This is a genomic window from Pseudorhodoferax sp. (assembly GCF_047601025.1).
In the GTDB taxonomy this organism is placed as follows: Bacteria; Pseudomonadota; Gammaproteobacteria; order Burkholderiales; family Burkholderiaceae_C; genus Pseudorhodoferax.
Genome location: NZ_JASGJZ010000001.1, coordinates 4,342,668 through 4,362,932, shown reverse-complemented (window position 1 = coordinate 4,362,932; position 20,265 = coordinate 4,342,668). Strand labels below are relative to the sequence as shown.

Sequence of the window (20,265 nt, the reverse complement as noted above, 5' to 3'; positions counted from 1 at the left end):
AGCCATCATGAGGAAGTCAGTGAAATTTTCGCCGGAGGTTCGCGAGCGAGCGGTGCGCATGGTGTTCGAGCACCGAGGGGAGCACGAATCGCAGTGGGCGGCGGTCGTATCGATCGCCGGCAAGATCGGCAGCACGCCGCAGACGCTGCTGAACTGGGTGCGTCAGCACGAGCGTGACACGGGTCAGCGCGAAGGCGTGACCACGGCCGAGGCCAATCGCGTCAAGGAGCTGGAGCGCGAAGTGCGCGAGCTTCGCCGCGCCAACGAGATCCTCAAGCTGGCCAGCACGTTTTTCGCCCAGGCGGAGCTCGACCGCCGACTGAAGTGATGTACGCCTTCGTGGACCGGCACCGCCAGCTGCATGTGGTCGAGCCGATCTGCAGGCTGCTGCAGATCGCCCCATCGGCCTACCGGCGGCACGCTGCCCGGCAGCGCGATGCGGCCTTGCTCAGCGGCCAAGCCCAGCGAGACCACGAACTGATGCCCCACATCGAACGGGTGTGGCAGGCCAACCTGCGGGTCTACGGGGCCGACAAGGTCTGGCGACAACTGCAACGCGAAGGCCACACGGTGGCACGCTGCACCGTCGAGCGCCTGATGCGCCGCCTGGGGCTGCGAGGTGTCGTGCACGGCAAGGTGGTGCGCACTACGATCGGCGATGAGCGTGCGCCATGCCCGCAGGACCTGGTCAATCGCCAGTTCAATGCGCAGCGCCCGAACCAGCTGTGGGTATCGGACTTTACGTACGTCTCGACCTGGCAGGGCTGGCTGTACGTGGCCTTCGTGATCGATGTGTTCTCGCGACGCATCGTGGGCTGGCGGGTGAGCACCAGCATGCGCACGGACTTCGTGCTCGATGCCCTGGAGCAGGCCCTGTATGCCCGCCAGCCCGGCCAGGACGGTTCGCTCGTGTGTCACAGCGACCGCGGATCGCAATACGTCAGCGTCCGCTACACCGAGCGGCTGGCCGAGGCCGGCATCGAGCCCTCGGTAGGCAGCAAGGGCGACTCCTACGACAACGCCTTGGCCGAGACGATCAATGGGCTGTTCAAGGCCGAGTTGATCCATCGCCGGGCGCCCTGGAGGACCCGCAAGGCCGTCGAACTGGCGACCCTGGAATGGGTGTCATGGTTCAACAACCATCGGCTGATGGCCCCGCTGGACTACGTGCCGCCGGCCGTGTTCGAGGCCACCTACTATCGCAATCTTGAGCAGCAGGCCAGCACGGCCTGACTCAAGCCAACCGGCCTCCGCGAAACCCGGGGCGGTTCAATAGACGAATAGACTGACCGTCGGACTGTGTCACGCTCTTTTCAACGCCGTCGGAAGCGGTTATTTTGTAAGCCATGCCTTGAAGCGTATTGCCGAGCGGATCTTTGAGAGCGAATACTTCGTCGTAGACGTTAACGCGTGTGCTGGGCAGCCTACTCAACTCAGCCGCCCTGCTCCCCCCATCCAGGAAGGCATGAGTCGCACCCTTGACCGCAAACGTGCCCGGGCAGCTGAAGGTGATGTTGCCCCCCTCCAGCACCATCGCGCTCTGCCCGCCGATGACCTCGATCGTGCTGCGCGCGCTGATGCGGATCTCGTCGTTGACGCTGATGACGGTCACGTCCTGGTCGGCCCAGATCTGCAGCGCGTCGGTGTGCGCGCGCAGGCTCACCGGCCCGTTGGCCGCGTAGGCCTTCACCCCGCCCTGGTGGGTGTACAGGCTGCTGGTGCGGCCCGAGACCTGCGCGTAGGTGTGGCCGGCGGCCTGGTGCAGGTCGCCCTGGGCGACGAGGCTGGTGTCCTGTCCGGCGAAGGCCGTGATGCCTGCCTCGCTGGCCAGCGCTGCCGTGCTGGGGGTCTCCAGCAGCACCTGCGGCCAGGCGAAGGCGGCCACCGCACCGGCCTCGCCTTCCTGTAGTGTGCGGCCGTCGGCCCCGGCCTGCTGGGCCGGCTGGCCGTTGACCGCGCCGGCGTGCTTGCCCTCGGCCTTCGGGTCGATGGCGTGGATGAACTTCTCGGTGGCCTGGTTGGCGTCGTGGCTGGTCAAGGGCTGCGCCCCGCCCTGGGCCGCCACCTCACCCAGCCGCTGGCCCAGCTCGCGCGCGGCCTTCAGCTGCGCCACGGCTTCGGCCGCGTCCATCTGCGTGGACTGCGCGCTGCCGTAGCTGCCCGCGCGCGCCGTGGTCGAGACCAGCAGGCCGTGGCCTGCGCGCACGCTGGCCCAGCCTTGCGTGTTGGCTTCGAAGCCCGCTCCGCGCCACGCGCCGCGCTGCGCCGAGTTGGCCGGCTGCTGGATCAGGTGGCCCAGGTTCAGCTGCGCGCCGGCGTGGCTGCTGGCCAGCCGCATGCGCAGTTGGCCCGTGGCGTCGTCCAGCACCCATTGGTTGTAGCCGGCACCGTCCAGCGCGTGGCTGTGCAGGCCGCTGATCACTCCGGGGTGGTTCACGCCGGCGTCTGCGCCGGCCGCGAACGGCGGGGGGTCCGCGCCGTTGTACAGCTGGCCCACGATCGCCGGGCGGTCGATGTCGCCTTCGATGAACTGCACCGCCACTTCCGTGCCCACCCTCGGCACGAAGGCGCTGCCCCAGTTGGCGCCGGCGCTGGGCACTGCCACCCGCACCCAGGTGCCGCTGCGTTCGTCGCCCGGGGCGTTGCCTTGTGCGTCGGTCGTGCTGGCGTGGGCCAGGCCGCCGGCCAGCGGCGCCTGGCCGCGCTGCCATGCGAACTGCACCTTCACCCGCAGGTCGCGCTCGGTGGTGACGGGCTCGTTGGCCACGCCCACCACCAGCGCGGTCTGCAGCCCCGGCGCCGTGGGCTTGCGCACCCGCGCCGGCACCAGCGCCGCGGCCGCCGGCGCGCAGTGGAAGTGGCATTTGTACGTGCCGGCCTCCAGCGTCGTCGGCCCCTCGTCCAGCCTCGCGATGCCGCCGCCCAGCTGTCCGCCCAGGTTGTTGCTGGCGTGGTGCTCCACCGCCAGCACCACGAAGGCGTTGTCCGGGCGCTGGCGTGAGGCGGTCCGTGCGCCCGCGTAGTCCGGCGCGCTGGTGTTCGGCCCGTACAGCGGGTGGTCCACCAGCGTGAACTCGGCGCCGGCCCTCAGGTGCCGGGCACTGCCCTGGCCTTCGAAGCGCTTGGCCTGCAGCTCCAGCGCCGCCAGTGCCAGTGCCGCGGCGCGCTCGGCATGCTCGGCGTCGGCGTAGCGGTAGGCGCCTGTTCCGTCGTAGACCTCCAGCGCCGGGATCTCGCCCAGCGCCAGCGCGCTGGCCGCCTGGCCCGCCGTGCCCGACAGGGCCTTGTAGTCCCAGCTGGCCAGCGTCACGGCGCTGGCCACCACGCTGCGCTGGGCCATGAACGCGGTCACCGCGTCGCGCTGGCCGCGCAGGTTGGCGCTGGCGTGCTGCACGGCGAAGCGCAGCTCGCCCAGGTCGTCCCGCTCGGCCTGCCGGTCGGTGATCAAATGCCTGCTCGGTGCAGTGAACAACTCGACCAGCGGCTTAAAAAGTGGTTGGAGCGCCTATTGCCACGTCTCAATCAATCGGCTTGCCGAGAATCCCACTGCCAAATGGTGGCGCCATAGTCACTCCTGAGGTCCGGCATCAGTTCACCACGTTCGAAATGGCGGCGACTATCGGCACGGGCTGGCGTCAGCCAGTAACCAGTACGTGGACAGGGTTGTCCTGACGGAACCCCTGCCAGCACCTCTGACTGTTTTGTCGTCAATGGCGTGGGTTGAGGAGGATTGATGGGGCCGGGCTGCAAGAAACGGTAATCACGTTCTTCCTCGGGAATGCTGCCATCCTCGTAGCGGTCGTCGCGCCACAGCAGGCGCCAGGTGACATCGACGTGATGGAGTTCCTCACTATCGGCTGTCCTCTGGGTCGCACGCGGGGCCGGCGAGCCACCGTGCAGATAGTTCATGCAGCCGATGATAGGGAACGGACCACGTGGCGGCGGCTGCTTGAACAGGCTGAATCCCTTGGGCTTTGGGGCGTCTACCGGCTCCCAGATGCCGGAACAGGGGATGGGCTTACCGGTACGGACCAGGACATCATCCGTGGGGTTGGGGACGTCAGAAAGCGAATCTGGAAACCAAATCTTGGATTTCCATTCATGAATCCACGGACCATAGGAAAAGGGCGCAGCGGCGTCTAGATCATCGCTTTCAAGAATATCAACGGAACACTCACCAGATGCTGCGTTGAATTTTTTTAGTGTGCACTCGAACTCCTCCCAATGGGGAGTGCGCTCGTAGTCGATGCCCATCTCGCCACGTCCCCAGATGCCGGCATGCCAATAATCGGGCGCACGACCGGCCATCGCGAACTCGCCATGGGCGTTGTACTGAAACACGCGCTTGTCGCCTTTGCGCAGACGTCGCACGCCTTCCTCGCAATGGGCCAGGCCTTTCAGGATGTAGACGTAGTCGTCATACAAAATAGTGGACTTTTCCAGAATCCCCGCATTGTCGGCGGCACGCACACTTTGCTCGGCAGCGTCCGCCCATGCCTTGTAATAACCGAGGATGCGGTTCCACGCAGTCCATGACGAGACCTGCTTGAGCCAGTAGAAGATCTGCTTGCGCTCGTGTTCGTTGGGCAGCAGCACGTCCTGGCGGGGGAGAGGGATGTTCATGGAGCGATGACAACCTCGCGGTGTTCCTTGCTGGCCTGTTCACGTGCAGCGAGACGTGCGGTCTGCACGGTGCCGGGAGCCTGTCCGGAATTTTGTGTTTGAGGCATAGCATGACCCTGAGGAGCATCTATGCCAAAGAGCAAGACGAAGTTGAAGAATGCGGCCATCGCGGCCAAGTCGGCGGCGTTGCCGTCGATCCCCAAGGAACTGCTTGACCAGTTCGTGACCGGCCCCATGACCGGCGAGGCGGTCAACGCCGCATCGATGGCGTTCAAGAAGGCGCTCATCGAACGCGCCTTGGGCGCCGAGCTCGGCCACCACCTGGGCTATCGCAGCGGGGCGGACAAGCCCGAGAGCAGCGCCAACCAGCGCAACGGCACGAGCGGCAAGACCGTGCTGACCGAGGACGGCCCGCTGCGCATTGACGTGCCACGCGACCGTGATGGCTCTTTCGAGCCGCTGCTGATCGCCAAGCACGAGCGGCGCTTCACCGGCTTTGACGACAAGATCGTGGCCATGTACGCCCGAGGCATGACCGTGCGCGAGATCCAGGCCTTCCTGGCCGAGCAATACGCCACCGAGGTCTCGCCCGAGTTCATCAGCAGTGTCACCGACGCCGTGATGGCCGAGGTCGGCGCCTGGCAGGCCAGGCCGCTGGAGGCCATGTACCCAGTGGTGTTCTTCGACGCGCTGCGCGTGAAGATCCGTGAGGACGCGGTGGTGCGCAACAAGGCCATCTATCTGGCCCTGGGCGTTTTGCCCGACGGCACGCGCGACATCCTGGGGCTGTGGATCGAGAACACGGAAGGGGCCAAGTTCTGGATGAAGGTCTTCAATGACCTGAAGACGCGCGGCATCAACGACATCCTGATCGCCGTTACCGATGGCCTCAAGGGCATGCCCGAGGCGCTGGGCGTGGTGTTCCCGGCCACGACGCTGCAGACCTGCATCGTGCACCTGATCCGCAGCAGCCTGGATTACGCCAGTTGGAAGCAGCGCAAGCTGCTGGCCGCGGCCATCAAGCCGATCTACACCGCGGCCAGCGCCGAGGCGGCGCAGGCCGAACTCGATGCGTTCGAGCAGGGCCCTTGGGGGCAGAAGTTTCCAACCGTCGCGGCGGCCTGGCGCCGGGCCTGGGATCGCGTGATCCCGTTCTTCGCGTTCCCGCCGCCAGTGCGCCGGGTGATCTATACGACCAACGCCATCGAGAGCATCAACGCGCAGCTGCGCAAGATCATCAAGACCCGCGGGCACTTCCCCGGTGACGACGCGGCCAGCAAACTGATCTGGCTGGCCCTGCGCAATATCACGGCCGACTGGGGTCGTGCTGCGCACAACTGGAAGGAGGCGATGAACCAGTTCGCGATCCTCTACGAAGACCGGTTCACCAGGACCGTCGCGTAGGATCAAGACCGACTTTCCCACCGCGTCGCTCGCCTCGTCGCAAGCGCCGACCGCCGCCGTGCAAAAGTCTCAGCGCCTCGAACACAGAAATTCGGACTCTCCCGATACCCGCAACACACATCAAGCAATACAAGCTGGCCCTGGCCGAATAGCAGCCTGACCCCATATGACTACCTTCAGTGCCTATGGCATGGGCCCCAAGGGCTTCCTGGTCAATCGCCCGCTGAACGACTACGAGCGGGAACACCACTTCGACGTCAAGCGCCGTGCAAGCGACCGGATGCACTACGACATGTCGCTCATCAAGCTCAACAGCACTTTTGTCGAGTGCGTGGACAAGTGGTACTCGATGAGGGGGTTTGTGGCGATGGTCGGCACCACGTTTTTCGCCGTGGCGCTGTATGCGATCGGCGCTGGCATCTATTTGGCTACGACGATGAGCGACTGGTTCTTCGCTGTTGCTGCCTTGATTCCGGCGGGAGTCGCTTTATTTGTCACTAAGGCATTCCTGTCCGATGCCTTCACCTACACCCACTACCCGATCCGGCTGAACCGCAAGAACCGGCAGGTGTACGCATTTCGGCGCGACGGCACGGTGCTCAAGGCGGGGTGGGATGAGTTTTACTGGACGATCTACAACACCAAACTGGGGATGGGAGGGGGTGACCTGAATGTGATGGGGCACCTGCTGGACAAAGACGGTGCCACGGTCAAGGAGTCCATCGGCCTGAGCTTGGTGGATGCCGGTGAGCCAGGTCGGCAGAACCAGCTGATGTTCTTCGAGTTCTTTCGCCGCTACATGGAAGAAGGCCCGGGGCCGACTCTCGAAGCATTGAAGCCTGTGCCGCTGATCATGCTGCCCGGCGTCGACAAAGAAAAGGAGAACTGGCTCTTTGGATGGGAGTTGCTGACAGCCAGCCTCAAGGGCATGCCATTGCTGCAACTGCTGCTACAGGTCTTCTTCCTGCCCATCAGCCTGTTCCGCTGGATCGTCATGCGCACCAGCAAGATCCCGCGCTGGCCTCAGTGGGTGGAAGACGAATGCGCCATCGAGCCCGGCGACCCCTGGGTGCGCGACGGCCGGCACCGCGCGGGAGGCCTGCCAGGCTGAGCGCTCCGTTCAAAAGACGCTCAATAAAACTTCAAGTACGCCGGCCAGCGCCTGCCCAGCGGCCTGGACGCGCTGGCCCTGGTGGACGTGCCCGGCCAGTACGCCTACGAGGACACCGCCCAGGGCGAGCGCCTGGCCCTGCGCCAGATGCAGGCGCTGGACGCGCACCGCGAGCGGCTGCAGGCCAGCGGCACGCTGCGCGACGCCGCCCCAGGCGCCACCTTCACCCTCGTCGACCACCCGCTGCACGACGGCCTGGACCCCGGGCGCGACCGCTTCGAAGCTCGCGTGTTGGTGATTGCGGGCAGTGTGGGTGCCATCGGCGCGAGTTTTGAACTTGTCAGCGCGGGAGGCAAGCTGGCGGCGGCACAATGGGCCACGCGGGTTGGGCGCATCGGCGGCATCATCGGCGGTGCGGCATCGATCATTGAAGGGGTGCAGGCGGGGATGGCTTCGGTTCGGACTTGGCGTCGCGGTGACTATGACGCCATGGGTTTCTACGCCAGTGCAGCAGCGTTTCTCATCGTAGGCGGCATGGTTGGGGGGTGGGCTGCTGCAACTGGCGCAGCTGAGCTTGCCCTCGACTTCCGCATCCCATAGCCGAGTTCAATTATGCGGCTCGCTTTTCCTGGGCAGCGAGCCAAGCCCGTTCGTACTGCATCGGGCTGACGTAGCCCAAGGTCGAGTGCAGTCGTCGATGGTTGTAGAAGGTCAGCCAGTCGATGACCTCGTCCATCGCCTCGCGCCTTGTCTCGAAGCGCCGGCCGTGCAGCCTCGCCACCTTCAGCGAGCCCCACAGGCTCTCGGTGACGGCGTTGTCCCAGCAGTCGCCCTTGCGGCTCATCGAGCTGCGCATCCCGTAGCCCGAGAGCGTGTTCTGGAACTCCTGGCTGCAATACTGGCTGCCCCGGTCGCTGTGGAAGATCAGCCCCTGGGGCGGATGCCGACGGAACCAGGCCATGCGCAGCGCATCGGCCACCAACTCGGTCTTCATGTGCGGCTTCATCGCCCAGCCCACCACCTGGCGGCTGAACAGGTCGATGACCACGGCCAGGTACAGCCAGCCTTCGTCGGTGGCCATGTAGGTGATGTCGCTGCTCCACGCGGCGTTGGGCTCAGCGGGGTTGAAGTCGCGCTCCAGCAGGTTCGGCGCGATCGGCAGGCCGTGGTTGCTGTCGGTCGTGGCCTTGTACTTGCGCTTGGACCTGGCCTTGATGCCGTGCAGTTGCATGAGCTTCTGTACCCGCTGCTTGCCCACGCGCACGCCTCGCGTGAGCAGCTCCCTCCACACCCTGGGCCAGCCGTATTCGCCTTTGCTTTGGGTGTGCACGGCGCGAATGTGAACGAGCAGCGCGTCGTTACTCAGGCCGCGGCGTGGGCCATCGCTCGGCCCTCGCTCGCGCCGGTTGCGCTCGTGATACCCGCTCGGGCTCACGCCCAGCACCTGGCAGGCCACAGACACCGGCCAGACCTTGCGGTGGCTCTCGATCCAGGCGTACTTCACCCCCGCTCCTTCGCGAAGTACGCCGTCGCTTTTCCCAGAATGTCGCGCTCCATCTTCACCCGCGCCAGCTCCGCGCGCAGCCTCGCGATCTCCATCTGCTCCGGGCTCACCGGCTTCGTCCCCGGACCCTGCAGGCTGCCCTTGCGATCAGCCTTGACCCAGTTGTGCAGCGTCTGCTCGGCAATCCCCAGGATCTTGGCCGTCGCGCTCAGGCTCTGCCCGCCCTTGACCAGCCTCACCGCTTCGAGCTTGAACTCCAGCGTATAGCGCGCTCTCGTCGTCTTCGTCACTTCCGTTCTCCTTGCTTGGATTGAACCACTCAGCAAGGAATGCGGTTTTCGGGGGCAAGCTCAAGCACTGCTTGGTCCACTTGGAATTGCGATGCTGCTTATCGCAGCTGGTGTTGCAATGCTCTACTTCGCTGCAAAGGCGGAAGACACCCAAGCAGGAATTTGGTTGGATCGCTGTTACTGGGGCAAGGGCAAGCGCTTCGCGCGTGGTCAGAACCTCGCTGACCGCCCATGGTCAAACGCCGAAGTCGATGACGAACTCAAGCAACTCAATGGCGTCATTCTGGGCCTTCGAGGCGAAACCGGCTTCAACGACGACGGGTGGGGATTTGGGGATTGGACGTGGGATACCGTCAAGGCCAAGATCAGCTTCCCCTACTTCGATGCGCAGCATGCCGCCTATGAGTGGCAGCTGCGGGCGCTGGGCCGCAGAGGTGCGCCCAATCTGACCCTGGCGCGTGGTAGTCATGGAATACTGCCTGATGACCCTAGCGCCATCGTGGTGCGTGCCAAGGCGCGCGCACAGAACATCGATCACACCAAGTACTACCGCAACCTGGTGATCTCACCTCCGCGCGCCGAGGGCAAGGACGGCTCGATGCGCGTGGTCGAAGTCAAGGTGGAAGTCAATGTGGGCTACTTTCAAGACGTGAAATTGACGGCCGAGTACGTGCCCGACACGCTTGATGCCCGTGGCCGCGCCAGCCTGGCTTTGAGCGAGTCGGATTGATGGCTGACGCGCAGCAGAAGTCGCCACGACTCGAACCGCCGCCGCAGGGTTGGCTTGAGGACCTGCCGCTTCGAGGAGCACCGCTGTCAGGCACGCCCGATGGCCAGGACGAGATCAATCACCTTGATGAGTGGTATTTGGAGTTCTCGATGGCATCGGATCTGCCGAGAGGAATTGCGGCAGTTCTTGGTGCGATAGCCATAGCCGCTTTGCTATTTCTGACGGGGCTACCGCTACTGGCGTACTTGGATAGCGGGGAAACCTGGACGCTGAGTCTAACCTTGCTCCCACTGGCAATGTTTGTGCCGTTGGCATGGTTCCTCTTCCGCCTGGATTTCTCCGTCCCCCGTGACCGTCCCGTTCGCTTCAACCGCCGCCAAGGCAAGGTCTTCATCAACCATTACGCCTGGACGCACAACCCGTTCGGCAAGTGGGGCGGCGGCGTCAAGGTTTGGGACTGGAACACCGTGCAAGCCTGCGTCGTGCGGCGCCTGGGCGCTTCGGGCGAGGTGGTTACCCAGCACTATGACCTGCTGCTGGTGTCCTGCAAGCCCGGCACCACTGGAAGTGGTAGACAGCTTCCGGCTGCAACAAGGCGCCGTGACCACGGCGCAGTACGAAGACCTCTGGGCATTGTTGCGTCATTACATGGCCAAGGGCCTGCAAGACCTTCCGCCGCAGAACATTCGCAATCCGAACCCGGGTTTTTTGAACTGCCTGCTGTTCGCCATGCCATGGTTTGCACCCACGCAGGAAGGCCGCTGGGCGCGCGCGCATGAAAGGCTTCCTGGGCTTCTTGATAATGGTGTTGATATCAATGCTCTTCCCGATGTGGCTGTTGTTTGGGCTGGGCAACTATGTCGTCAACAAGCTCGCGCCTGAAGCGGTCTGGCCGCCGGGGATGGATGAGCAGTCGCGGTCGTAGTGGCCTGCGGCGAATTGCAGCCAAAACGATGGGAACTCATTCCGGGTCATTCCGCCCCACATACGTCTCCAGCCCGTCGCTGGCGACAACATTCCGGCGCAATTGATCGCGATCGATCCCGAAAAGCACACCACGATCTGGCTGGCCTACAGCCGCTACCGCTGGACTCAGCAGGTGCTGGACGACTATCGAAACGACAAGGATGGCCGACGCACAGCCCGCATGACACCCGTGAATGTCACCGCCGCGGCCAAAAACGACCTCGGCGCCGGCAAGACCGTTCCTCACGGCGCTGCTGCTGGCGCAACGACTCTGCCCAGTTACGTCGCCGATTTCACCAGCGTTGCCACGCAAACTGCCATCAACAAGACCCAAGTCACCCCTCTGCGCAACCGTGCCGGCCAGGCCGCAGCGCTGGCCCAGAAGATGGCGCACATTTCACGTCACACGCCAGGGAAGACCGGTTGCCTCATCGTGCTCAACGATCCGGTGAACAACGTCATCGAGTTGGGTGCCTCGCGCGATGAGACGGCCTTGAAGGTGGCGCAATCCACGGGCCTGTTCGACCGGGACGGCAAACGCGCCCGCGCGCGCATCGTCGCCGAGGCGGTGGAGGCCGTACGCAAGAGCGCAGAGGAGAACCCCGGGCCCTGGTACGACCGCAACTACGGGCCTGACCGCTTCATGAAACACGTCAAGCAGGCAGAACTGCAGACGGCGCTGCAAGATTCCAAGGACTTCAATGCCAACCTCAAGCTCGTGGACCTGCTCAGCGCCGACTACGTGGCGGTGAAGGAGTCGACGCGCTGGAAAGATGTGCAGCGCTGGGACTTCGACGCCACGGACGACACCTCCGCCCTCGACCATGGGCAGATGGTGGCCGACAGCGTCCGCGGCGCGGGCGTGACCAAGCTAGGGAGGCGCTGATTTATCCGTGCTGACCGCGATGCGAGATTGACACCACGAAGGCAGCATCAGGGTATGAACCAACGCAGCTTTGCCAGCGCCGAGTACGCCTTGAAGAAGAAGCGCACGAGGCGAGAGAGGTTTCTCGACGAGATGGAGCGCCTCGTGCCTTGGGCCCGTCTGGAAGCAGCCATTGCGCGTTCGTACCCGCGCGGCGGCCGGGTAGGCCGCCCGCCCATCGGCGTGGCCAAGATGCTGCGCATGTACTGCTTGCAGCAGTGGTATGGCCTGGCCGACGAGGCGCTGGAGGACACGCTGTACGACAGCCAGTCCATGCGCGACTTCGTGGGCATCGACCTGTCGCGCGAGTCGGTGCCCGACGCCACGACGCTGCTGAAGTTCCGACGCCTGCTGCTGGCCAACGACCTGACAAGGACGCTTTTCGACGAGATCAACGCCCACCTGGGCGAGCAAGGCTTGCTGATGCGCGCGGGCACCATCGTGGACGCCACCATCATCGCCGCGCCCAGTTCGACGAAGAACGCCAAGGGTGAGCGCGACCCGCAGATGCACCAGACGAAGAAGGGCAACCAGTGGCACTTCGGTATGAAAGCGCACATCGGGGTGGATGCCGAGTCGGGCTTGGTGCACACGGTCATCGCCACGGCAGCCAACGTCAACGACGTGACGCAGGCCGGAGCACTGCTGCACGGGCAAGAGGCCTCGGCCTTCGGTGACGCCGGCTACCGCGGCGTGGACAAGCGGCCCGAGGCCAAAGGGCCGGTCTGGTTCGTTGCCATGCAGCCCGGCAAGCGCCGGGCGCTGGAACTGAAGAGGAAGTGGGCGCGGTTGCTGGAGCAGGCCGAGCAACTGAAGGCCAGCGTGCGCGCCAAGGTCGAGCACCCGTTCCATGTGATGAAGAACCTGTTCGGCCATCGCAAGGTTCGCTACAAGGGGCTGGCCAAGAACCAGGGGCAGCTGTTCACGCTGTTCGGCTTGGCTAATCTGGTGATTGCCAAGCGATCGTTGTTGGACATCCAAGCCCGAGGTGCGTCTTGATCGAGCAAATCGGCCTGGAAAGGGCCGCAAACGAGCGCGCGGCGCTGCTCGTCAGGCTCGAATCGGCCGGGTTCTCACGCCCGCATCTCCTGACATACGAGTTAGCCGCTCATGTTGGGCATTGTTCAGCGCTTCCCTAGTCAACGCCTACAGCACCGACGACGACAACCTGCTACCACTGGAATACTGGCTGGATAACGGCACCTTCGGCAATGGTGCCCACCGCAGCAAGGAGGGAAACCTTTACTACGACAAGAGAACCAAGTCGGCGGCCAAACCATTTTCCAGTTTGATCGAGGAGTTGACCGAATTTCAGCGTATCGTGTTCGCGGCAACTGGCCGCATTTCTGGCGTACGTGACCGCAACAATAACGGCATGATCAGTTTCTACGAGATACGACTGCCGCGCTGGGTGGATGGCAGCACGCTCGAAGTGACGTTCGAAGGCACACCTGATGGCGCGACCATGACACGCATTGCCTTCTTTCGCTACCAAGCCGGTAAAGCCACGCCGCAGACCCTGCACTATGAGCCGCGCGTGTTCGGAACTTCTGAGGATCCGAAAGCCGAACTGGATGCCAAGCTGCGTACGATGCGCGTGAAGGGCCACTTCGCCACCGCACAGCCCGGAGGAATTGCCGAAGGCTTGGGTGATTTCTTCGAGTGGGTGGGACTGGCGGACGAGAAAGACCGTCGGACGTTCATCAAGGATGTGCGCATGACGGTGATCTACCGGCCCGACCAAGAGAGCATGCCAGGGATTGTGCAAACCATCAACGATTGGAGCATTCGCAGTGCTTCATGAAACCTATACGCCTAAGGAAGCGCTGAACAATGCCCAACATGAGCGGCTAACTCGTATGTCAGGAGATGCGGGCGTGAGAACCCGGCCGATTCGAGCCTGACGAGCAGCGCCGCGCGCTCGTTTGCGGCCCTTTCCAGGCCGATTTGCTCGATCAAGACGCACCTCGGGCTTGGATGTCCAACAACGATCGCTTGGCAATCACCAGATTAGCCAAGCCGAACAGCGTGAACAGCTGCCCCTGGTTCTTGGCCAGCCCCTTGTAGCGAACCTTGCGATGGCCGAACAGGTTCTTCATCACATGGAACGGGTGCTCGACCTTGGCGCGCACGCTGGCCTTCAGTTGCTCGGCCTGCTCCAGCAACCGCGCCCACTTCCTCTTCAGTTCCAGCGCCCGGCGCTTGCCGGGCTGCATGGCAACGAACCAGACCGGCCCTTTGGCCTCGGGCCGCTTGTCCACGCCGCGGTAGCCGGCGTCACCGAAGGCCGAGGCCTCTTGCCCGTGCAGCAGTGCTCCGGCCTGCGTCACGTCGTTGACGTTGGCTGCCGTGGCGATGACCGTGTGCACCAAGCCCGACTCGGCATCCACCCCGATGTGCGCTTTCATACCGAAGTGCCACTGGTTGCCCTTCTTCGTCTGGTGCATCTGCGGGTCGCGCTCACCCTTGGCGTTCTTCGTCGAACTGGGCGCGGCGATGATGGTGGCGTCCACGATGGTGCCCGCGCGCATCAGCAAGCCTTGCTCGCCCAGGTGGGCGTTGATCTCGTCGAAAAGCGTCCTTGTCAGGTCGTTGGCCAGCAGCAGGCGTCGGAACTTCAGCAGCGTCGTGGCGTCGGGCACCGACTCGCGCGACAGGTCGATGCCCACGAAGTCGCGCATGGACTGGCTGTCGTACAGCGTGTCCTCCAGCGCCTCGTCGGCCAGGCCATACCACTGCTGCAAGCAGTACATGCGCAGCATCTTGGCCACGCCGATGGGCGGGCGGCCTACCCGGCCGCCGCGCGGGTACGAACGCGCAATGGCTGCTTCCAGACGGGCCCAAGGCACGAGGCGCTCCATCTCGTCGAGAAACCTCTCTCGCCTCGTGCGCTTCTTCTTCAAGGCGTACTCGGCGCTGGCAAAGCTGCGTTGGTTCATACCCTGATGCTGCCTTCGTGGTGTCAATCTCGCATCGCGGTCAGCACGGATAAATCAGCGCCTCCCAAACGGCCGAGTTGTTCCGTCCACGGTTGGACGAGCAGATCAACATGCGTCACCCGCTGGTCAGGCTGGCTGCCTTGATCGATTGGGCGGAGATCGAGCGCACGTTCGCGGTGTCATTCACTTGCGGCCGCGGCCGGCCTGCCTTGCCGGCACGTCTGGTCGCTGGGCTGCTGTACCTGCAGCACACCGTCGATGCCTCCGACGAAGCCGTGGTCAACACCTGGGTGGAGAACCCGTACTGGCAGTTCTTCTGCGGCGAGACCACCCTGCAGACCGAATTGCCCATCGACCCGTCCAGCCTGACGCGCTGGAGAAAGCGTGTCGGCGAAGAAGGCGTGGAGACGCTGCTGGCGGCCAGCATCGAGGCCGCCCGGCGTGGCGGCGTGATCCACAAGTCCAGCGCGCAGCAGGTGATCGTGGGCACCACCGTCATGCCCAAGGCCATCGCCCATCCCTCTGACAGCCGGCTGCTGGACAAGAGCCGTCAGCACCTGGTCAAGGCGGCCGAGGACAACGGGCTGCGGCTGCGCCAGAACGACAACCGCGTGGCACCGCGCCTGGCCGCGCAGATCGGGCACTACGCGCACGCCAAGCAGTTCAAGCGCATGAAGAAGGCCGTGCGTGCGCTGCGCAGCCGCGTCGGCCGCGTGCATCGCCAGGTGCAGCGCCAACGGGACGTGCTGCCCGAAGCGGCCAAAGCCAAGCTCCAGGATTTGTTGCTCCGCACCGGCCGCATCCTGACCCAGGCACCGAAGGACAAGAACAAGCTGTACGCCCTGCACGTACCCGAAGTGGAATGCATCAGCAAAGGCAAGGTCAGGACACCGTATGCGTTCGGCGTGAAGGTCAGCATCGCCACCACGGTGAAGGAAGGCCTGGTGGTGGGCACGCGCTCCATGCCGGGCGACCCCTACGACGGGCACACGCTGGCCGAAGCGCCGGAACAGGTGGGCATCCTCACCGGCATGGACAGGCCGCCCGCCACGGCCATCGTGGACAAGGGCTACCGGGGCGTGGAGATCGAGGGCGTGCGCATCCTGCGCGCGGGACAACGGCGCGGCATCACCAGGACACTCAAGGCCATGGTCAAGCGGCGCAGCGCCATCGAGCCGGCCATCGGGCACATGAAGATGGACGGACGGCTGGGCCGCGACCCGCTCAAGGGCGCGTGGGGTGATGCCATCCATGCCGTGATGTGCGGCGCTGGGCACAACCTGCGCCTGATCCTGGCCGCGCTGCGGCTTTGTTGCGCCCGCTTCGGGCTGTCGTCGATGCAGGCGCTCATCGCTGCACTGCTCGCCAACCCCGCCGATCGCCAACCCGCCTGCGGCTGAGAACGGAATTGTTCAGGACGGACCAAGTACCATCCCAACACCTTTGTCTACTACGGTGACGACAGCGGCAAGCAGGCGAGTTTTGAGTGCGTCCATTGGGACATCAAGCCGGGCCATCATCCGGCCGGTCATACAACCGTGCCCACAGCATCAGAAGTCATGGGCATGACACCCCAGCAGACACGCACTGACGGTAACAACGTAGCTCTCGTGGAAGGCAAGGCCGAGTTTGTGACCAACTACGCGGGGCCCATGAGCGTGAACACCACGCGGTATGACACCAGCTTCTGGGAGTTGACTTGCCGTAAGCAGGATGCAAAGGGTGATGGCACCGTGCCCACCCGCTCTGGAGCCGCACCGGCACGCGCTTCGGGCAGCAGCATCCAACAGCAGTTTGCACTCACCGGCTTCGGGCACGAGGCGTCCTACAAAAACTCGACAGCGCAAATCACCACGCTGTACAGCATCACCAAGATTGCGGCCAAGGCCCACCTACCGGCATGAAGCGGTTGTTCAAGAATCGTCGCATGCTGCTCGTTGCACTGGGCTTGGTGGTCCTGCTGGCGAGTTGGCTCAACCGAGGCCCTTCCAAGAGTGAGCGTATGACCATCGACGAATTGACTACGAACATGAAGACTGTTTGCCTCGGCCGCTATTTGATCGATATACCTCAGTTTTTTGAACATGACAGCAAGGCCGATGCCGCCGGTAACCGATTCATGCCGCCGGACATGGATTTCCAAGACGCTCCGCACATGTCGCTGGCGTTCGATGGAAGGAAAAATCAGTCCCTTGAGGATTTTCGGCGGGACATGCAGATCATGCTGACCAGCAGGCAGGTCATCAATTATTCAAATAAAGCGCGCCCGGAATACCAGGAAGTCGAATTTGGCGAAAAAATTTCCGAAACCGTCTTCATGTTTCGGAATAAAAGAAAAGGGTTTGGAAAAAATCTTCCATCTCGAAACATTGAGATCCGCTTCTGGCTAGAAGGCCAGACGGTCATAGCCAGCGCGGCAGCCTATCAGGCCGACGATCAAGCCATGACGTTGGAGCACCTCAAGAAGTTCGTTCAATCAATCAAGCTCTACGATCCCCAAAAGGCCAATCAGCAGGGCTTTTGCGCTGGACCTTTGTTGATCCAGGGGCGTTACAGCCAGGAGGAGTTCTTTGCGCATTTCTGGAGCGAAGAACGTCCCGACCTTCTCATGAACATGGTTGTCATCACCAACGGCAGTGGGCGTGGCAGCAGTTTGATGGAACGTGCCAACGACCCCAAGAATCTTTTGAATATCTTCGACATAGGCTACAGCACATTGCGCAAGGGCAAGTTGCAGGTGGCTGGCATGGCGGCCCAGGAATTGGGTGTTCGATTTTCAGGTCCCGATAGCGACGGGAACAAGCGGATCGAGCATAAGCTCATGCTAGAAGTGGATCTCTCGCCAACCTCTGGAACGTTGAATTCCCAGATCGACTTGAACCTGAGCACAGGAATGCAAGGTTTCAGAGAAGGCACACCGACCTATGGGAAGATATTTTCTTCCTCCCTTTCGGATGAGGAAGTGGTGGGCGTCTGGGATGCCATTGTCAAGAGCATTCGGCCTCGGCCGGGTGCTTTTTGATGGGCCATGGTGCTTCTCGTTACCTTATGTGTAAAGAGCTAAAGCAGTTCCTGGTTCTGGGGGTTGCTGTGGCGTCGATATTAATAGGCGGATGCAGCGCCAAAGGCGACGAAGTCAAGGATCTAAATTCTAATTTCAACAGGCCCGAAAATTGGCAAACTGAGTGTATTGGTCGCTGGCTGATAGATGTTCCAGCTCCTATCGAGCTTGGGGCGTCATACTTTCTTCTTGGAGCGTATCCAAAGTTTTTCAACTATACGGCAGAGTCTCTTAGGCAATCCAGAAGATCCAAGGGGTTCGTCGCTATTGGGCCAGTGGCGTTCAGCGAGAGTGATCCGCTGGTGGGGATGGACAACGATCCCTCTTTCCGTCAGCCTATTTCGAAGTTCATCCGAATGTCGGGGCTCCTCACACAGAGCCTGTTCAACTACACAACTTCTGGTAACGAAGAATTCAAACAGATTCGCCCAATTGCTCCAGAGACGGACTCGTTTACGAACTGGGCTGGCCCTGGCCGCTTTCAGATAGGAATTCACGTTCCAGAAGACCAGCGCGGCCGCTTCTACTGGAAGGACAAATCCCAGGAGCGCGCCACGATGCCCGCGGACGGCGAGCGGGCCGATTCAGATTCACCGCCGCCTTCGCAGGAGCCCTTGGCGCGCGAGGTGTTGGCCAAGCTGGTGCCGCGCTACAGCATCCGGCAGCCCGGCCAGATGCCGGGCTGCCCGGGCATCTGCACGCCGCATGGTTTCTTTGCCGACCCGGCCGGCGGTACCGAGCGTGACAGCCGCGTGAGCGTGAGCTTCGTCGACCCTCGTTATGCCAACCTCGTGCTGCACGTGGACATCAAGACGCGCATGCCGCATACGGAGACCGCGCTGATCCCGACCGAGGACATCCGCCAGGCCATCACGCCATGGGATGCGGCCGAGGAGATGGCCCGTGAGAGCAAGAAGCGCTGCCGCGCGCAGCAGGGCACGGCCAGCCGTGACCTGTTCGGCTGCTCGTTTGCCGGTGCCACCGGCATCAGCGACCACTGGGACGTGCAGTACCTGAAGCTTGCCAATGGCCAGGAGGCGCGCGCCATGGCCATCACCTATCCGGGCTCGATCAACAACTACACCGTCTACGAGGTGATCATCGAGACGGCCGGCAAGAAGGGTTCGGTCACCGAGCCGCGCATCGTGGTCAGGGCCGAGGGCATCGGCAAGCTGGCCGACGACAAGGCGTTCCACGGCAAGGAGCCTCCGCCGTTGAAGGAGGCCTTCAATTTGGCGATGACGCTGGCCAGGTCGCTGCGTCCGCGCCCGCAGGCCATCGACCCGGCTGCGCCCGTGGTCGATCCTTGGGCCCGATTTCGCCAGTGATTTTTTGGCTGACGCGTCTGCGCCTGCGACGCGTTGCAGGCCGATCCACATGGTCTTGACGCCGGGCCGGCCGTCGCTCTTGCGGCCAAGAAAGCCGCCCAGCGTGGCGATCAGGCGGATCGCCTGATGGAGCCGGGGCGCCGCGTGCGGCGGCTTGTTGTCCAGCACGATGCAGGCGGCCTTGCACTCGTCGGGCTCGAAGAACAGCTTGGCCGGCAGGTCCGGGCAGGTTCACCCCAGGCGCATCAGCCGTGCGATGCGCCAGGCCACCACCAGGTACAACGCGATGGCCTTCTCCAGCCGGGCCATCGTGCTCAACTGCAGCGCCTCGACCCGGCAGGCGTTCTTGACGCTGTTGAACAGCGGCTCGATCTCTCAGCGGGCCCGGTACCAGTCGCGAGGGTTGCGTGAACTGGATCGTTCCCAGCGCCTGAGCCGCCGTGGCCGTCTCCCACCGCTTGGTCTGGCCCTGCGCCTGCTTGTCCTGGCCCGCAAGCTGGCGGTCATGCTGGCAGCCGATCAGCCAGTCCGCCGGATGCTGCAGTTCGTGCGCGCGCTGCATCAGCGCCTCGATGTCCGCCTCGCGGTCGGCCACATACACCAGCCGCGTTCGCGGCAACTCCTTGGCCCACTCCGCCACGCGTTCGTAGCCTTCGATCCAGCGCGTGCTCTCCACCGGCGCCGGGTCGTCCCCCACCGGCCGGCGTGCCCACATCCACGCGTCGATCACCCCCAGCGGCTCGCGCTGCGGCGTCACCGCGTAGGTCGGATGTACGTACGCGGACCTGAACCCGATCCGGGCCGGCATGGGCATCGACTCCACGGGCCAGTGGCCGGAAATCGGGCCGCGCTCGCTCGGACGTGCCCGAACGGGCGAGACCTCAGGTCAGGCGACGCTGGGCCGCACGCTCGACCAGCAACCCCAGCTCGGCGGCGATGGCCAGGATGCGCTCGGTATCCGCACGCCGGACGACGATGGCATTGAGGTTGTCGTAGTCGTAGGGATTGCCCCACAGCAGCAGTTCATAAGGCATCTTCCCGCCCGCCAGATGCTCGTCCAGCCAGCGAAAGTAGTCCGGTGCCGGCATGCGATGGTTCGGGAACACCGGCAGCGGCTCGGCGAACTGCTCGCTCACCTGCTCGTGCAGTTCGTCGACCCGGTCGCTCATCATCACGAAATCCTCGCGGATGACCGCGATCTGCATGTATTCGGCCGGCGTCTCGCCCTCGACGAAGGCCAGTTCCGGATCGTCCGGCGCCGCCTCGATCCTGGCCACCAGCGCGGCCAGTTCGTCGACATCCAGTTCGTCGCAGGTCAACAGCGCCATCAGCTCGGTCAGCATGGGTTTTCTCGGGAAGTGGTCGAAAAAAGCTTACAGCACGC

The 20,265-nt window shown here is 63.6% G+C and carries 18 protein-coding genes, 2 pseudogenes and 1 other annotated feature; of the genes and pseudogenes, 14 read left to right on the top strand and 6 right to left on the bottom strand.

All coding sequences use genetic code 11. The annotated features are described in order from the left end of the window. Positions 1-7: 7 nt before the first annotated feature. Positions 8-1,233 (top strand): IS3 family transposase gene (locus QM782_RS20285; RefSeq protein WP_415204684.1). Its coding sequence is split into 2 segments (ribosomal slippage): positions 8-296 and positions 296-1,233, totalling 1,227 coding nucleotides; the frame shifts between segments, so codons are not numbered across the junction. Next, positions 286-402, top strand: a sequence feature (AL1L pseudoknot). Its footprint overlaps the gene before it by 117 nt. Position 1,234: 1 nt before the next feature. Here QM782_RS20285 and QM782_RS20280 read toward each other — a convergent pair. Next, positions 1,235-3,448 carry a type VI secretion system Vgr family protein gene (locus QM782_RS20280; protein WP_415204683.1) on the bottom strand — a complete coding sequence of 738 codons (2,214 nt, stop codon included), beginning with the start codon at positions 3,446-3,448 and terminating at the stop codon, positions 1,235-1,237. A 74-nt stretch (positions 3,449-3,522) separates the two neighbouring features. Continuing rightward, positions 3,523-4,623 (bottom strand): Imm71 family immunity protein, encoded by a 1,101-nt coding sequence (locus QM782_RS20275; protein WP_415204682.1) that lies wholly within the window; start codon positions 4,621-4,623, stop codon positions 3,523-3,525. A 129-nt stretch (positions 4,624-4,752) separates the two neighbouring features. Here QM782_RS20275 and QM782_RS20270 point away from each other — a divergent pair, with 129 nt between their 5' ends. The 3 genes from QM782_RS20270 to QM782_RS20260 all read left to right on the top strand — a co-directional run bounded on the left by QM782_RS20270 (position 4,753) and on the right by QM782_RS20260 (position 7,738). After that, entirely contained in the window at positions 4,753-6,027 is a 1,275-nt protein-coding gene (locus QM782_RS20270) for an IS256 family transposase (RefSeq protein ID WP_415204681.1), read from the top strand. A 166-nt stretch (positions 6,028-6,193) separates the two neighbouring features. Next, the gene (locus QM782_RS20265) at positions 6,194-7,138 is read left to right on the top strand and encodes a DUF6708 domain-containing protein (protein ID WP_415204680.1); all 945 of its coding nucleotides are present in this window, start codon (positions 6,194-6,196) and stop codon (positions 7,136-7,138) included. 81 nt (positions 7,139-7,219) lie between these two features. After that, entirely contained in the window at positions 7,220-7,738 is a 519-nt protein-coding gene (locus QM782_RS20260) for a contractile injection system protein, VgrG/Pvc8 family (protein ID WP_415204679.1), read from the top strand. A 10-nt stretch (positions 7,739-7,748) separates the two neighbouring features. Here the strand turns inward: QM782_RS20260 and QM782_RS20255 are convergent. Further along, a protein-coding gene (locus QM782_RS20255) for an IS3 family transposase (RefSeq protein ID WP_415204678.1) occupies positions 7,749-8,932 on the bottom strand; the annotation gives its coding sequence in 2 pieces (ribosomal slippage) (positions 7,749-8,677 and positions 8,677-8,932; 1,185 coding nt in all). Between the two features lie 91 nt (positions 8,933-9,023). Between QM782_RS20255 and QM782_RS20250 the strand changes: the two genes are divergently transcribed. From QM782_RS20250 to QM782_RS20225, 6 genes and pseudogenes are all read left to right on the top strand, one after another. After that, positions 9,024-9,662 (top strand): hypothetical protein, encoded by a 639-nt coding sequence (locus QM782_RS20250; protein ID WP_415204677.1) that lies wholly within the window; start codon positions 9,024-9,026, stop codon positions 9,660-9,662. After that, positions 9,662-10,379 (top strand): annotated as a pseudogene (locus QM782_RS20245) (DUF6708 domain-containing protein); the annotation flags it as partial. The gene QM782_RS20250 and the pseudogene QM782_RS20245, both read left to right, overlap by 1 nt. A gap of 58 nt (positions 10,380-10,437) precedes the next feature. Further along, positions 10,438-10,587 carry a DUF6708 domain-containing protein gene (locus QM782_RS20240; RefSeq protein WP_415204676.1) on the top strand — a complete coding sequence of 50 codons (150 nt, stop codon included), beginning with the start codon at positions 10,438-10,440 and terminating at the stop codon, positions 10,585-10,587. A gap of 102 nt (positions 10,588-10,689) precedes the next feature. Further along, entirely contained in the window at positions 10,690-11,514 is an 825-nt protein-coding gene (locus tag QM782_RS20235; protein ID WP_415204675.1) for a toxin VasX, read from the top strand. A 54-nt stretch (positions 11,515-11,568) separates the two neighbouring features. After that, positions 11,569-12,552: an IS5 family transposase gene (locus QM782_RS20230; protein WP_415202385.1), complete on the top strand. Its 984-nt coding sequence runs from the start codon at positions 11,569-11,571 to the stop codon at positions 12,550-12,552. Positions 12,553-12,673: 121 nt separating this feature from the next. After that, positions 12,674-13,357, top strand: a complete 684-nt coding sequence (locus QM782_RS20225; protein WP_415204674.1) for a hypothetical protein — start codon at positions 12,674-12,676, stop codon at positions 13,355-13,357. A 151-nt stretch (positions 13,358-13,508) separates the two neighbouring features. Here the strand turns inward: QM782_RS20225 and QM782_RS20220 are convergent, their stop codons facing one another. Continuing rightward, positions 13,509-14,492, bottom strand: coding sequence for an IS5 family transposase (locus QM782_RS20220; RefSeq protein ID WP_415202385.1), 984 nt, complete (start codon positions 14,490-14,492; stop codon positions 13,509-13,511). A 53-nt stretch (positions 14,493-14,545) separates the two neighbouring features. On the opposite strand from QM782_RS20220, the gene QM782_RS20215 reads away from it, so the two are divergent. From QM782_RS20215 to QM782_RS20200, 4 genes are all read left to right on the top strand, one after another. Next, a complete protein-coding gene (locus QM782_RS20215; protein WP_415205697.1) occupies positions 14,546-15,892 on the top strand; it encodes an IS5 family transposase in 1,347 nt (448 codons plus the stop codon). A 165-nt stretch (positions 15,893-16,057) separates the two neighbouring features. Then, complete coding sequence (locus tag QM782_RS20210) at positions 16,058-16,396, top strand: hypothetical protein (RefSeq protein WP_415204673.1); 339 nt, start codon at positions 16,058-16,060, stop codon at positions 16,394-16,396. Between the two features lie 23 nt (positions 16,397-16,419). Then, a complete protein-coding gene (locus QM782_RS20205) occupies positions 16,420-17,514 on the top strand; it encodes a T6SS immunity protein Tli4 family protein (RefSeq protein ID WP_415204672.1) in 1,095 nt (364 codons plus the stop codon). Positions 17,515-17,861: 347 nt separating this feature from the next. Then, complete coding sequence (locus tag QM782_RS20200) at positions 17,862-18,881, top strand: hypothetical protein (protein WP_415204671.1); 1,020 nt, start codon at positions 17,862-17,864, stop codon at positions 18,879-18,881. 75 nt (positions 18,882-18,956) lie between these two features. On the opposite strand, the pseudogene QM782_RS20195 reads toward QM782_RS20200, so the two are convergent. Both QM782_RS20195 and QM782_RS20190 read right to left on the bottom strand, forming a co-directional pair. Beyond that, positions 18,957-19,052: pseudogene (locus QM782_RS20195) on the bottom strand (hypothetical protein); the annotation flags it as partial. Positions 19,053-19,762: 710 nt separating this feature from the next. Next, positions 19,763-20,224, bottom strand: a complete 462-nt coding sequence (locus QM782_RS20190; protein WP_415204670.1) for a hypothetical protein — start codon at positions 20,222-20,224, stop codon at positions 19,763-19,765. Positions 20,225-20,265 lie beyond the last annotated feature (41 nt).

Bases quoted from the DNA above. Each gene is read 5' to 3' on its own strand.
- QM782_RS20275 (WP_415204682.1), bottom strand. From the start codon at position 4,623: ATGAACATCCCTCTCCCCCGCCAGGACGTGCTGCTGCCCAACGAACAC.
- QM782_RS20270 (WP_415204681.1), top strand. From the start codon at position 4,753: ATGCCAAAGAGCAAGACGAAGTTGAAGAATGCGGCCATCGCGGCCAAG.
- QM782_RS20265 (WP_415204680.1), top strand. From the start codon at position 6,194: ATGACTACCTTCAGTGCCTATGGCATGGGCCCCAAGGGCTTCCTGGTC.
- QM782_RS20250 (WP_415204677.1), top strand. From the start codon at position 9,024: ATGCTGCTTATCGCAGCTGGTGTTGCAATGCTCTACTTCGCTGCAAAG.
- QM782_RS20240 (WP_415204676.1), top strand. From the start codon at position 10,438: ATGAAAGGCTTCCTGGGCTTCTTGATAATGGTGTTGATATCAATGCTC.
- QM782_RS20230 (WP_415202385.1), top strand. From the start codon at position 11,569: ATGAACCAACGCAGCTTTGCCAGCGCCGAGTACGCCTTGAAGAAGAAG.
- QM782_RS20220 (WP_415202385.1), bottom strand. From the start codon at position 14,492: ATGAACCAACGCAGCTTTGCCAGCGCCGAGTACGCCTTGAAGAAGAAG.
- QM782_RS20210 (WP_415204673.1), top strand. From the start codon at position 16,058: ATGACACCCCAGCAGACACGCACTGACGGTAACAACGTAGCTCTCGTG.
- QM782_RS20205 (WP_415204672.1), top strand. From the start codon at position 16,420: ATGCTGCTCGTTGCACTGGGCTTGGTGGTCCTGCTGGCGAGTTGGCTC.
- QM782_RS20200 (WP_415204671.1), top strand. From the start codon at position 17,862: ATGGACAACGATCCCTCTTTCCGTCAGCCTATTTCGAAGTTCATCCGA.
- QM782_RS20190 (WP_415204670.1), bottom strand. From the start codon at position 20,224: ATGCTGACCGAGCTGATGGCGCTGTTGACCTGCGACGAACTGGATGTC.